13 protein-coding genes are annotated in these 12,806 nt (G+C 64.3%); 9 read left to right on the top strand and 4 right to left on the bottom strand.

All coding sequences use genetic code 11. The annotated features are described in order from the left end of the window. Positions 1–107: 107 nt before the first annotated feature. From cueR to copC, 4 genes are all read right to left on the bottom strand, one after another. Complete coding sequence (cueR, locus tag H0W65_RS02800) at positions 108–506, bottom strand: Cu(I)-responsive transcriptional regulator (RefSeq protein WP_294003590.1); 399 nt, start codon at positions 504–506, stop codon at positions 108–110. Beyond that, complete coding sequence (locus H0W65_RS02795) at positions 503–2,866, bottom strand: heavy metal translocating P-type ATPase (protein ID WP_367120112.1); 2,364 nt, start codon at positions 2,864–2,866, stop codon at positions 503–505. Before H0W65_RS02795 ends, cueR begins: the two co-directional genes overlap by 4 nt. 84 nt (positions 2,867–2,950) lie before the next feature. Beyond that, on the bottom strand, positions 2,951–3,853 hold the full coding sequence (copD, locus tag H0W65_RS02790; RefSeq protein ID WP_294003586.1) for a copper homeostasis membrane protein CopD: 903 nt from the start codon (positions 3,851–3,853) through the stop codon (positions 2,951–2,953). A gap of 4 nt (positions 3,854–3,857) precedes the next feature. After that, positions 3,858–4,253 carry a copper homeostasis periplasmic binding protein CopC gene (gene copC / locus H0W65_RS02785; protein ID WP_294003584.1) on the bottom strand — a complete coding sequence of 132 codons (396 nt, stop codon included), beginning with the start codon at positions 4,251–4,253 and terminating at the stop codon, positions 3,858–3,860. 123 nt (positions 4,254–4,376) lie between these two features. On the opposite strand from copC, the gene H0W65_RS02780 reads away from it, so the two are divergent. From H0W65_RS02780 to H0W65_RS02740, 9 genes are all read left to right on the top strand, one after another. After that, positions 4,377–4,661: a hypothetical protein gene (locus H0W65_RS02780; protein ID WP_294003582.1), complete on the top strand. Its 285-nt coding sequence runs from the start codon at positions 4,377–4,379 to the stop codon at positions 4,659–4,661. Between the two features lie 3 nt (positions 4,662–4,664). Beyond that, positions 4,665–5,096 carry a periplasmic heavy metal sensor gene (locus tag H0W65_RS02775; RefSeq protein ID WP_294003580.1) on the top strand — a complete coding sequence of 144 codons (432 nt, stop codon included), beginning with the start codon at positions 4,665–4,667 and terminating at the stop codon, positions 5,094–5,096. Beyond that, a complete protein-coding gene (locus tag H0W65_RS02770) occupies positions 5,093–5,659 on the top strand; it encodes an RNA polymerase sigma factor (protein ID WP_294003578.1) in 567 nt (188 codons plus the stop codon). Before H0W65_RS02775 ends, H0W65_RS02770 begins: the two co-directional genes overlap by 4 nt. A 141-nt stretch (positions 5,660–5,800) precedes the next feature. After that, complete coding sequence (locus H0W65_RS02765) at positions 5,801–7,900, top strand: copper resistance system multicopper oxidase (protein WP_294003576.1); 2,100 nt, start codon at positions 5,801–5,803, stop codon at positions 7,898–7,900. Further along, entirely contained in the window at positions 7,887–9,086 is a 1,200-nt protein-coding gene (locus tag H0W65_RS02760; RefSeq protein WP_294003574.1) for a copper resistance protein B, read from the top strand. The genes H0W65_RS02765 and H0W65_RS02760 overlap by 14 nt, the downstream gene beginning before the upstream one ends. A 24-nt stretch (positions 9,087–9,110) precedes the next feature. Then, positions 9,111–9,617 (top strand): nuclear transport factor 2 family protein, encoded by a 507-nt coding sequence (locus tag H0W65_RS02755; RefSeq protein ID WP_294003572.1) that lies wholly within the window; start codon positions 9,111–9,113, stop codon positions 9,615–9,617. Between the two features lie 78 nt (positions 9,618–9,695). Further along, on the top strand, positions 9,696–10,097 hold the full coding sequence (locus tag H0W65_RS02750) for a hypothetical protein (protein ID WP_294003570.1): 402 nt from the start codon (positions 9,696–9,698) through the stop codon (positions 10,095–10,097). Positions 10,098–10,353: 256 nt separating this feature from the next. Beyond that, positions 10,354–11,796: an efflux transporter outer membrane subunit gene (locus tag H0W65_RS02745; RefSeq protein WP_294003568.1), complete on the top strand. Its 1,443-nt coding sequence runs from the start codon at positions 10,354–10,356 to the stop codon at positions 11,794–11,796. Continuing rightward, a complete protein-coding gene (locus tag H0W65_RS02740; RefSeq protein ID WP_294003566.1) occupies positions 11,793–12,806 on the top strand; it encodes an HlyD family efflux transporter periplasmic adaptor subunit in 1,014 nt (337 codons plus the stop codon). The genes H0W65_RS02745 and H0W65_RS02740 overlap by 4 nt, the downstream gene beginning before the upstream one ends.

Raw genomic sequence — 12,806 nt, 5'->3', positions numbered from 1 at the left:
CACCGACGCGCTAATGTCGAAGAAAAGGCCTTGAGTCAGATGTGACGCCTGGCGCGGGATATTCAGAGCGGGCACCCCAGCAAACTCAGCCGTCACAAAGCTGTTGGCTACTTCTCGGTGTCGTCCGCCAGCCGCGATATGATTGGACAGTCGGGACGTGCATCGCCGGCGCAGTGATCGGCAAGTTCGAGCAGCACTGTCCGCATCCCCTCCAGCGCCACCGACTTGCGATGGAGTTCATCCGCGCGCGCCAGAGCGAGCGTCTTGACCTCCGCGCTGGACCGGGCGCGGTCGCCCCACAATTCCAGCAACGACCGTATTTCCTCGATCGGAAAGCCGAGGTCGCGGGCATTGGCGATGAATCGCAATCGGTGGAGGTCCGCTTGCCCATAGTCGCGATAGCCGCTCTCGCGCCGGGGCGGCGGCGCGATCAGCCCGATTTTCTCATAATGGCGGATCATCCGCTGCGACACGCCGGTTGCACCCGACGCCTGCCCGATATTCACAGCTTCACCGTGTTGAGGCGCAGCGCGTTGGCGACGACGGTGAACGACGACAGCGCCATCGCGACGCCGGCGAACATCGGCGACATGAGCGTGCCGCTGACCGGGTAAAGCACCCCAGCGGCCACCGGTACGCCAATGCCGTTGAACAGGAACGAAAAGAGCAAATTCTGGCGAATGTTGCGCATCGTTGCGCGGGCCAGGCGCCGCGCACGCACGATAGCAGATAGATCGCCGCGGGTCAGCGTCATTCCAGCGCTTTCGATGGCGACATCGGTGCCGGTGCCCATCGCTAGTCCGACATCGGCCGCAGCAAGCGCTGGGGCATCGTTGATGCCGTCGCCGGCCATCGCCACCTTGGCTCCGCCCGCCTTCAATTCGGTGACGATCCGCGCCTTGTCTTCAGGCAGCAGCCCGGCACGGACGTCTTCCAAGCCGCCCACCGCGCGGGCAACCGCTTGCGCCGTGGTCTGATTGTCACCGGTGAGCATGACGACCCGCAATCCCTCCTTTCGCAAGGCATCGATCGCGTCGCGGGCGGCAGGCCGGACGGGATCGGCGACCGCCAGCAGGCCGGCCAGACGGCCGTCGATCGCGACCAACATGACACCCGCACCTTCGGTCCGGCGGGCCTCGGCCGCTGCTTCGATCGATGAGGTGTCGACGCCGATCCGCTGCATCTGGGCGGCGTTGCCGAGGACGACATCGCGACCCTCGATCATTGCGCTGACTCCGAGTCCCGTCTGCGAGGCGAAGTCGTCGACTGGAGGGACCGACAGCCCGCGCTCTTTTGCGGCGGTAACGATGGCGTGGGCGAGGGGATGTTCAGATTGCGCTTCGACTGCCGCCGAAAGCCGCAGCAGATCATCGTCCGAGACCTCGCCGACGGTTTCGATCCCGATCAGCTTGGGTTTGCCTTCGGTCAGCGTGCCGGTCTTGTCGATAACCAGCGTGTCGACGGTCTCGAACGCCTGCAGCGCCTCGGCATTCTTGATTAGCACGCCTGCATGCGCCCCACGCCCGGCACCAACCATGATCGACATCGGCGTGGCCAATCCGAGCGCGCAGGGACAGGCGATGATGAGAACCGCGATTGCGTTCAGCAAAGCGTGGCCGAAGCGCGGCTCAGGACCAACGAGATTCCAGACAATGAAGGTTGCAACCGCGACGAGCACCACGGCGGGCACGAACCAGCCCGAGATGCGGTCGGCAACCGTCTGGATGGGAGCCCGGCTGCGCTGCGCTTCGGCGACCATCCGCACGATTCGCCCCAGCATGGTGTCCGCGCCGACCGCGCGTGCCTCAATGAGAAGGCTGCCGGTTCCGTTGACAGTGCCCCCGGTGACAGTTGAATCAATCGCTTTTTCGACCGGAATGGACTCGCCGGTCAGCATCGACTCGTCGACCGGGGAGCTGCCTTCAAGCACGACCCCGTCAACCGGGATGGCCTCGCCCGGCCGGACGCGAAGCCGATCGCCGGCCACCACGTCACTCAGCGAAACCTCTTCCTCGGAACCGTCCGCGCCGACGCGGCGCGCGGTTTTCGGCGCGAGGTCCATGAGTGCGCGGATCGCCTTTCCGGTGGCGGCGCGCGCGCGCAACTCGAGAACCTGGCCGAGCAGGACCAGCGTCACGACGACGCCCGCCGCCTCATAGTAAACAGGCACCACCCCGCCATGCATGCGGAACGTGCTGGGAAAGAGATCTGGGAGCAGCGTTGCCACAAGGCTGTACAGGAACGCCGCGCCGACGCCGATTGCGATCAACGTGAACATGTTCAGGCGCCATGTCCGGATCGATGTCCAGCCGCGCTCGAAGAAGGGCTTTCCCGCCCACAGCACGATCGGCGCGGTGAGCGCCAACTGGACCCAGGGCGATGCCGCGGGACTGACGATGCGCAGCCCGAGCATCTCGGCGATCATCGAAACAATCAACAAGGGCACGGTCAGGGCGCCGGCAACCCAAAGCCGCCGGGTAAAGTCGACCAGTTCGGGATTGGGCGCGCCGTCAAGCGACGGTTCTTCGGGCTCGAGCGCCATTCCACAGATCGGGCAGGTGCCAGGGCCCACCTGCCTGATTTCGGGGTGCATCGGACAGGTCCACATCGCGCCCGGCGTCGCCTCCGGTTCGGGCCGAGTTGAGTCGCCCAGATAGCGGTCCGGATTGGCGACGAACTTCGTACGACAGCCCGCGCTGCAGAAATGATATTCCTCGCCGCCATGATGCGCATGATGCGGTGTCGCGGCGGGATCGACCGTCATGCCGCAGACCGGATCCTTCACAGCTTCTGCGACCAGGCCGCCAGCTTTGTTGCCTCCGCAACACCCGTGCTTCGAACTTGTCTCGTGATCGGCGTGATTCATCGGATTATTCCCTTCACGCTTGCGTCATGAGTCCTGACATCATGTCAAGGTCAAGCGCTCATTTTTGCGTGCCGGGCGTTTCCATCATGCCGCCGCTGGCGGTATCAATGTACCGAACCAAGCGACCAAGGCGAGAATGATCACGGCAGCTGAAATCTCGGCGCCAACGCTGACCCTTACCGCCGTCACCGCGGAACGGATGTCGCCAGCGGCGAGTGCGGTACCTAGTCGCGGCGTCAGAAAATAGCGATTTGCGGATGCAAGCGCGAGCATCGCGACGAACAGCACCAGCTTCGCAATCAGGAGTTGCCCGTAGAGGGAATCCGGCAAGGCCGCGACATTATCCGGGCCGACCAGGATCCAGCTGTTGACCAGGCCCGAGATCAAGACCAGCGCGACAATCACCGTGCCGGCGAGCGCGAACCTGTCGAGCGCGGCGTGCGCCTCCTCGACAGCCGTCCGACTGTCGTTGCTCCGGAATACCGCCAAGAGCAGCATCGCTAGCGCGCCCACCCACGCAGCCGCCGAGAGCAAGTGGGCGATGTCGGCGACAAGATGGAGCCAGCCGACCCTTCCTTCACTCATCGCGCCATGTCCCGACCAGGCGAGGGAACTCAACGCAACAGCCGCTGACAGAGCAAAAATGCCGCGGCCGGCGGTTGAGCGGAATCGCATGGCGGCCACCGCCGCGACCGCCAGCGCCGCTAGGCGGCCCAGCGCGGCTGTCCCGGGATTGGTTTCGAACAAGACCATCGACGCCGTGGCAGCGTCGATTTCGGCAAGCGACGTGCCCAACATGTTCGCCGTCATTTGCAGGAAGGCCGCGACGGTCAGCGGCACTCCGGCAAAGGCCAGCCCGACCAGGATCCGACGCGAAGACGGTCGCGCCGGCCATCGCCCGTACAAATTGTAAGCGCCGATTCCGAACAGCAGGGTCAGGTCGATATAAAGGCCAAGCCGCAGCGTTACTAAGGCCCAATCCGGCATCGGCTTATCGCACCGCGAAGACGTGCGTGCCGGTCACGCGGTGCGTATCGACAGAGACAATGTGCCAATTGATGCGATAGGTGCCCGGACTCAGCCGTGCCCTGGGTTTCAGGATCAGCGTCTTGCCATCCTTGCCGACCGCACTTGCCACACCGTTAATTGGCATGGGGGCATGGCCCGCCATCCCAGGCATGCCGGTCATGACGATCGTCCCGCCCGACATTTTCGGCATCAGACGTTCGCTGAACCGAAGTTTGATCGCCGCAGGAGCCGCGACCGTCGATCGGGCGGCCGGACTGGCAATAAGGAGCTTGGGATGCGCCCATGCAGCTGTGGGGATGAGGGCCGAAGCGGCCAGCGCGACGAGGGCGTTTTGAATATACATGGCGATGGTCTCCATATGCAGGGTGTGCGACTGCTAATACGTGTCTCGTCGCGTCATCCCTCAAACTTCCCGTCCGGACGATTGAGGGCTGAGCCGCCGATATGCGTATACTGAGCACGGGCAGGGTCGGAGGACACGATGAACCGAATTGATGAAGCGCTTTCGGGGTTGGCCGGCGCGCCATTGCCGGGCGCATTGGATGGTCTGGAAGCGATGGTGCTGGCGCGCGTCGCGGCGATCGGCCGTGCCCCTATGGGTCGAACGCGGGGTGGCTTTGCAGCGGGTATATTGATGTCGGCACTGATATTGGGCGTGGCCGGCGGCGGGTTTACGGCGAATCCTGCGCGGGCCGCTGGTCAATCCATGCCGTTCGGACTCGACGCGCCTTTGGCACCTTCGACCCTTCTTGTTGGTGCTCGCTAGACCGTGCGCCGCAACCTCCTTACAATTGCCCTGGCGCTGATCGCCGCCATTGCCGGTGTATTTATCGGACGCGAGCTCTTCGACCCGAAACTTCACGCGGATGCCGAACTGCACGACGTGCTTCATCATCGGCTTGAGCTGGATACCCGGCAACAGGTCGCCCTGGCGAACATAGAGGCGCGGTTTGCAGTGCGCCGGCGTGCGCTGGAGCTGGAACTACGCGCGGAAAATGCGCGTCTGGCCGATGCCATTGAGACCGAGCATGGCAACGGACCGCGCGTTCGTGAAGCGGTCGATCGCTGCCATGCGACGATGGGCGAATTTCAAAAAGAGACACTCGCACACATTTTCGCGATGCGTCAGATCCTCCGTCCGGACCAAGCGGCAGAGTTCGACCGCGCGGTGGTCGGAGCGCTCACCGACGACGCGCGGTGAGTTTCGATCCTTCGGCTCTTACCGATGGCGAGCTCGCTGCGCTGAGCCTTGCCGGGCGGGATGCCGCGTTCTCCGAAATCGTGCGCCGCAACAAGGAACCCCTCTTTCGTTTAATCGCCCACAATTTACGCGATGCAGACGAAGCGCTCGACATCCTTCAGGAGACTCTGGTTGCAGCCTATCGATCTCTCACTCAATATGATCAGTCCCGGCCGATGCGCGCCTGGCTGTCGCGCATCGCGATCAACAAATGCCGCGACTGGGCGCGAAGGCGTAAGGTCCGTCGGCTGATCTCGTTTATCCTCCCCGTTGACGAAACCCGCGCCGTCATCGACGACGCGCGCGGAGCAGAGGATATCGCTGCAGACCGGCAGGAACTCGAGCGCGTGAAACGGGCCATAGCAATCCTTCCCACTTCGCTTCGCGAACCACTCATCATGCATGCCATCGAGGGTCTCAGTCAGGCGGAAACAGCCGAGGCGCTTGGGATTAGCGAAAAGGCCGTTGAGACGAGGATACGCCGCGCGCGCGCCGCTCTCTCTTCGGCAATCGAGCGTCAGTAATTGATCCCGCGGAGGCGCGCCCTCCACGGTTCTAACGATCCTCGCCGGTCATGAGGGGTCGGCCCGCGCCCGGCGTATTGGAAAGGAACCACCCGGGCACGCCGGACGCTCGCGATCGATAAAATATTTGCAGAGGATATTATGAGCCCAAGACTTGACCGTCGCCGATTCCTGAGCGGCGCCGCGCTGGCCGGCGGCGGCCTCGCCCTGTCGGCGTACAGGCCGGCTTGGGCGCAGCCCCTTTCGCAGGGACTGGTTCGCCCCCTGGCCACAGTGAGCGGCACTGACATCGCGCTTACCATCGGCAAGGTCGCGGTAAGGGTCGATGGCAAGGTCAGCCGGGCGGTCGGGATCAACGGCACCATTCCAGGGCCGCTCGTCCGCCTGAAGGAAGGTCAGAGGGTCCGCCTGCGGGTCACCAACACCCTCGATGAAGACAGCTCGATCCACTGGCATGGCCTGCTCGTGCCATTCCCGATGGATGGGGTGCCCGGAATCAGTTTCCCGGGCATCAAACCCCATTCGACCTTCGATTATGCGTTCGAGGTCGGCCAATCGGGCACCTACTGGTATCATAGCCATTCGGCGTACCAAGAAGAGGATGGCCTCTACGGCCCGATCGTCATCGATCCGGCCGGGGCCGACCCGGTCGCCTACGATCGCGAGCATGTGCTAGTTCTGTCCGATCACAGCCCCATGAGCGGCGCCGCGATCTACAAGAAATTGAAGCAGATGGGTGGCGGCTACTTCAACATGCAGCGGCTGACACTGTCCGGCCTGCTTGCCGGCCGCGACCTGAGCGCGGCCGAGCGCCGCGAATGGGCGAAGATGCGGATGGACCCCGCCGACATCGCCGACGTCACCGGTTCGACCTACAACTTCACCGTCAATGGGGCGGGTCCGTTCGACAATTGGACCGGCCTGTTCAAGCCCGGCGAACGGGTGAGGCTGCGGATCATCAACGCCGCCGCCCAGACCAATTTCAACGTTCGCATTCCCGATTTGCCGATGACGGTGGTTCAAGCCGACGGGCAGAATGTCCGGCCCGTCACCGTCGACGAGTTCCAGATCGGAGTCGCCGAGACTTACGACGTGATCGTCATGCCAGGCGACCGGGCCTATTCGTTCGTCAGCGAGTCAATCGATCGTTCCGGTCTTGGCCGCGCGACGCTGGCACCGCGCGAGGGCATGTCCGCTCCGGTGCCCCCACTCCGGCCGCGCCCAATCCTTACCATGAAGGACATGGGAATGGGCGCCGGTGGCCATGCGGGTATGGCTGGCATGGATATGCCGAACTCGCCCAATCCGGCGGCGGTGCGCGGCGTCGATCCGTCCGCCGAGCAGAACGCCTCGGGCAATCTGTGGAAACTCACGGGCTGGAACGGACCTACCGACCACGGGAGCGTCAAGGCCGCTGCTGTAGCGGTCTCGGCGGCTTCCGCTGCGGCCTCGATGGCCGGGATGGATCACTCGGCGATGGGGCACGCCGCCACACCGCCCGCCGCTTCTACGCCGTTGGATCCCATGGCAGGAATGGACCATTCCGCGATGGGCCACGGCGCAGCCGCATCTACCCCAGCCAACGCTCCGGCTGCGATGCAGGGAATGGACCACGGTTCGATGGCCGGCACGCCCGGGGCTTCGCCGGCGATGCAGGGCATGGACCATAGCTCGATGAGCATGCGCGATTTAAGCAACGCTCCGCAGGTCAAGGATGGTCCCGGCGTCCAGACCATCTCGCCGAACCCGACCGACCGCACTGGTGAACCACCGGTCGGGCTCGAAGGCCTCGACCATCGCGTGTTGCTCTATCGCGACCTGGTGGCGCTGACACGCAATCCCGACGTCCGCGCGCCGTCGCGCTCGTTCGATATTCACCTGACCGGCAACATGGAACGCTATATGTGGTCGTTCGACGGGGTGAAGATGAGCGAGCCGGCCGAGCCGATCCCATTCCGCCTCAACGAGCGGGTGCGGGTGACGCTGATCAACGACACGATGATGCCGCACCCGATCCACCTTCACGGCCATTTCTTCGAGTTGGTGACGGGTCATGGCGCCTATGGCCCGCGCAAGCATACGGTGAATGTCCCGCCCGGCGGCAAGATGACTTTCGACGTCACAGCCGACGCGGCCGGCGACTGGGCTTTCCATTGCCACAATCTCTACCACATGACCGCCGGGATGATGCGGGTCGTGACCATCCGTCCGGCTGGAGAAAATCAAAATGAAGCCGCTTAGCCTGACCCTGTTGGCAGGTGCGGCCGCGTTGGCTCTTGCCCAACCCGCCGTCGCGCAGGACCATAGCATGATGCCCGGCATGAACATGCCGGGGATGAAAATGCCGGCTCCCAAGAAAACCGTGCAGGCCAAGAAGCCGACCGCAAAAAAACCGACGGCGAAGAAGGCCACGTCGAAAACTACGGCGCCTTCGAAGCGATCACCTGCGACGAAGCCCGCGGCGAAGCGTTTCGTGGCTCCGGCAAAGAAAACCGACCTTCATGCCGGTCATGACATGTCGACCATGCCCGGACTGGAGACGCCGACAGGCCACGACATGTCGACGATGCCAGGGATGGATATGCCGGCCGGCCACGACATGAACTCAATGCCCGGAACGGAGATGCCGGCGGGCCATGATATGAGCAGCATGGAAAACATCGCGCCTACCGGCACCGATCTGCCCGCCGGCAACGCGCCACCGCCGCCGGTTCCCGCCGCCCGCGCCGCCGATGCGGTTTATAGCGATGCGGCCATGCACATGGGCGTCCACCATCTCAACGAGTTCCACGGCGGGCAGAAGTTCACCCAGATCATGTTCAACATCGCCGAGGTCCAGTTCCGCAAGGGCCGCGACGGGTTCGAGTGGGATGGCGAGGGCTGGTATGGCGGCGACATCAATCGACTATGGGTCAAGAGCGAGGGCGACGGTGCCTTCGGCCGCTCGATCGACCGGGCCGAGGTCCAGGCGCTCTACAGCCGCGCGGTCGGGCCCTATTTCAATCTGCAGGGCGGGCTTCGATACGATTTCAAACCCAACCCCTCGCGAGTCTATGCCACTGTCGGTTTCGAGGGCCTCGCACCGAGTTTCTTCGATGTTGAAGGCGCGCTGTTCCTGTCCAACAAGGGCGAATTGCTGGCGCGGGCCGAAGGCTATTACGACCAGCGAATTACGCAACGATTGATTCTCCAGCCGCGCGCGGAGTTGAACTTCGCCGCGCAGGACACCCGCGAAACGCTGACCGGTTCGGGATTGAGTGACGCCGAGGTCGGGCTGCGCTTGCGTTACGACATCCGCCGCGAGTTCGCGCCCTATGTCGGCGTCCAATACCGCCGCGCATTCGGCGACACCCGTCGATACCTGCGTGAGGCCGGGGAGGACGCCAATGACTGGAGCTTGCTCACCGGCATTCGCGGCTGGTTTTGAAATTCAATCATGATGGGGACGACAATGAAGATCATTCTTACGATTGCGACCGCAACACTGGCGGCTCAACCCGTAGCGGCACACCCGGGTTCGCCGCACCCTACCGCACCAAAGGCGGCCACCACCAATGCGGCCACCGAGTCCGAAGCGGCCGCGGTCCGGTCGGTTCTGGCTCAATATAAGTCGGCAAACGAGCGGCTCGACGCGACCGGCACCGAACGCCTTTTCACCACGGATTCGGCGATTTTCGAAACCGGCGGCGTCGAAGGGACGTACGGCAACTACCTCGCTCATCACCTCACGCCGGAGCTCGCTGAATTTAAGGTATTCAGATTCTCGGATTACAAGATCGACGTCCGTTTCGAAGGCCCCATCGCACTCGCCGCAGAAAGCTACAAATACCGGATCGAAACGAAGAAGGGTGAGATCGCTGAACGATTGGGAGTCGCGACCAGCGTGCTCATAAAGGTTGGTGGCCGATGGAAAATCGTCTCGATGCATAACAGCGCGCGCAAACCCAAGGGGTCCTGATCCGAAGCCGCGGGAGCAGATCATTAAGAGGGGGATTCCAGATGGCGAAGGGACAAGTTTCTCGATCTGCACCGGCATTTGCCCAGCACCGCATTTATTCTGTTGGGCCTGTTTGGGATTGCAGGCTTCGCCGGAGCGTTCATCTACGCCGGTGTCTACAACATCGGCGCTGATGAACCGCATGCAGAACTGGTTACAATGACCCTCGAGCACGAGCGGGAGCGCCATCACGCAATCACGCGCGAGATATCGTTCCGCTGGCCAATCTCGGCGATCCCAAATGCATCGCCCCCGGCGCGGCTTTTATTCGGAGATGCGCACCGGCTTACACCTCGGCCCCGGGGGTCGAGAAATCCGAGATTAGCCAACGATACTACCGGACGGCCCCTGACCTGGAGCCTCAGCTCTTTGAAGCCGGTCCGGCAAGCCGGGATGCTCAAGATCGATGATCCGGTCGCCGCGGCCCAAATGTTCTTCTAGATGATCGTTGGCCACTTTCATAACCAGATGCTGCTCGGGTTAGCGGTCGCTCTGACGCCAAAGGAAAGAACCCGGCATCTCGGCCGCGCGTTGGGCGCGGCCTCTTAAAAATTGTCAAGTGAAGGCAGGCGCCTCGAGCCGCGCGGCATTACTATTGACCGACCGGTCAGTCAAATGATAAGCCATCGGCCTTGGGAGGCAGCCGATCGTACGACCCTTCAGCTTTGTCCAGTGTGCCCGATTGCGACTGCGCGTTGTGGCGGCCGCAGGCTTGTGCTTGTCCGGATGCGTGGTCGGACCCGATCATGTGCCTGGCACAGTCCAAATGCCGGCTACCTACGAGCACGAGGGCAGGTCCGCCTCGCAACCGTTCGATCTACGGGATTGGTGGACGGGCTGGAACGACCCGTTCCTCAATGACCTGATCCGCCGCGGCCTCACCGACAACCTTGATGTCGCGCAAGCCGCATCGCGGGTCAGGCAAGCGCGTATTCAGGTGACCATTGCGGGGGCGGCGAACAAGCCGCAGATCGATGCTGAGGGCCAGGGATCCTATACCAAGCTCAGCAGCAACGCGCCACTTGGCAGTCTTTCCGGCGGGTCGGCGGGCGACCGTCCAGGCAGGGGGCGGCCCGGCAGCGACTTCACCAGTTTTCGCGCCGGCTTCGATGCGTCGTGGGAGATCGACCTGTTCGGCGGAGGCGCGCGCTCGGTCCAGGCCGCCAAGGCGCGCGCCGACGCCGCCGAATGGAGCCGCCGCGACGCGCAGGTGATGATCGCGGCCGAAATTGCCGACGCCTATTTCCAGTATCTTACGCTGGGCTCGCGCACCGCGCTTGCCGACGCTGACCTTCGCGCCCGCCGCGAACTGCTCGATTTCATCAACGTCCGTATCCGCTCGGGGCTGGTGACGACGCTTGACGCGCGGCGCGAGGAGCGCGAAATTGCTACCGCCGTCGCGAGCCGCGCCGCGCTGCAGGCCGAGCGCGAGGGCCTTCGGCATGCGCTCGGCATCTTAATCGGCACGACGCCAGAAGCACTGCGTGGCCAGTTGGCCGCCGATGCGCCGTTGCCGTCTGCCAACCGCCAGATTCCGGCCGGGCTGCCGTCGGAGCTTTTGCGCCGCCGGCCCGACATTCGGGCCGCTGAGCGCCGGCTCTCTGCCGCCAACGCCGATATCGGGGTGGCCACCGCCGATCTGTTTCCCAAGCTCAATCTGACCGGCGCGCTTGAGCTTGTCTCGACCGCGCTCGCCAGCCCGCTCTCGACCGACAGCATCCAGGCGACCGCGGCAGCGGGGCTGAGCTTGCCGCTGCTCGACGGCGGCCGCCGTCGAGCCACGGTCAAGCTGCGCGAAGAACTCTATCGCGAAAACGAACTGGCCTATCGGGCGACAGTGTTCGGCGCGCTTCGCGACGTCGAGGACGCGCTCAGCCGTTCCGCCGCCGACCGCCTGCGGGCCGCATCGCTCAGGGCCGGAGCCGCCGCCGCCCGCGACGCGCTCGATACGACGCGCGTGCGATATCGCGCGGGCCTCACGCCGTTCCTCGACGTTCTCGACGCCGAATCGGCGAGCATTGCCGCTGCCGACACGCTGGCCAGGGCCGAAACCGACGCGCGCCGCGACATGATCGCGCTCTACAAGGCACTCGGCGGCGGGTGGAGCGAGGAGCCAAAAGCGAAGGAGCAAGACAGGTGAGCGAAGCCGCCAAAGAGCCGACAAGACCGCCCGAGGCGCGATCGTCGGCGCCCGTCAAGCGACGTCCGCCGAGGGCGGTCTTGGCGATCGTCGGCGTGGCGATTGTCGCGTTGATCGCCGGGCTCTTGCTGCGTCCGGACGGAAAAGCCGAGGAGGCATTTACCGGCTATGTCGTCACCGACAATCTCTACCTTTCCTCGCCCGTGGCGGGCAGCGTTCAACAGCTGTGGGTAGCCCGCGGCCAACGCGTCGCCGCCGGCGCGCCGCTATTCCGCATCGATCCGACGTCGCTGAGCGCACGCGCCGACCAGGCCCGAGCTCAGATCGACGAGGCCCAGGCCGGGGTCGCGACCGACCGCGCCAACCTTGCCAAGTCGCGGGCTGCGCTCGGTGAGAACGCCGCCGAGGTTGAGCGCACCAGCGCCGACCTCGCACGTTATCTGGCGGCTCAACGATCCAAGCCCGGCGCGGTTGCGCAGCAGCAGATCGATCAGGCGCGCGCCGCCGCCGTCGCCGCCCAGCGCCAGCGCGACGCGGCTCAGGGTGAACTCGCCGCCGCCGCCGCTCGCATTTCGTCGGCAGAGGCCCAGGTCGGAAGCAAGCGTGCCGGACTGACCGATGCAGAGCGGCAGGTCCAGGATCTCAGTCCGCTCGCACCGGCCGGCGGGCGGATAGAGGACGTTCTCTTCCAGCGCGGGGAATGGGCGGCGGCCAACGCGCCGATCATCAGCTTGATCCCCGACGATCAGATCCGGGTCCGATTCTATGTCCCGCAAGCGCTGATCGCCGCCTATCGACCGGGCACGCGGGTCGCGATCGCCTGCGATGGCTGTTCATCGGGCATGACCGCGACCGTTAACTATGTCGCGTCGCGCCCCGAATATACGCCGCCGGTGATCTACAGCCTCAAAACTCGCGACAAGCTCGTTTTCCTGGTCGAGGCGGCCCCGTCGGCTCCGCATAAGCTGATCCCCGGTCAGCCGATCGATGTCTCGCCGCAGGCCCGCTGA

The organism is Sphingomonas sp., assembly GCF_013816785.1.
Lineage (GTDB): Bacteria > Pseudomonadota > Alphaproteobacteria > Sphingomonadales > Sphingomonadaceae > Sphingomicrobium.
The sequence above is the reverse complement of the archived record's forward strand: the minus strand, read 5'-3'. Positions and strand labels throughout refer to the sequence as shown.